Annotated in this window: 1 protein-coding gene; it reads left to right on the forward strand. The window is 49.2% G+C overall.

Annotation, left to right across the window (positions count from 1 at the left end; genetic code table 11):
- Positions 1 to 256 (forward strand): hypothetical protein (locus tag GO755_RS41285; RefSeq protein WP_198175108.1); only part of this gene is annotated, 256 nt, incomplete at both ends.

Raw genomic sequence — 256 nt, forward strand, 5'->3', positions numbered from 1 at the left:
AACCATCAGCATCTATCGGAAAGAAGGTTGTCAACCTGACGACCCAGGAAAATGTGTTACCGGCGTGCCAGCGGGTTATACCAAAATAGCGGAGGTGCCCAGCACAGCCACCACCTACACCGATACTACCACCCTCAAACGAGGAATTAGTTATGGCTATCGCCTGGTAGCTGTCTATCCAGATGTGAATGGCGGTTTTAACGGTGGAGTAAGTTTAGCCTCTAACAAGGCCTGCTTAGAATTACCATTGTTGGCA

Source organism: Spirosoma arboris (assembly GCF_009754945.1).
Classification (GTDB): Bacteria; Bacteroidota; Bacteroidia; order Cytophagales; family Spirosomataceae; genus Spirosoma; species Spirosoma arboris.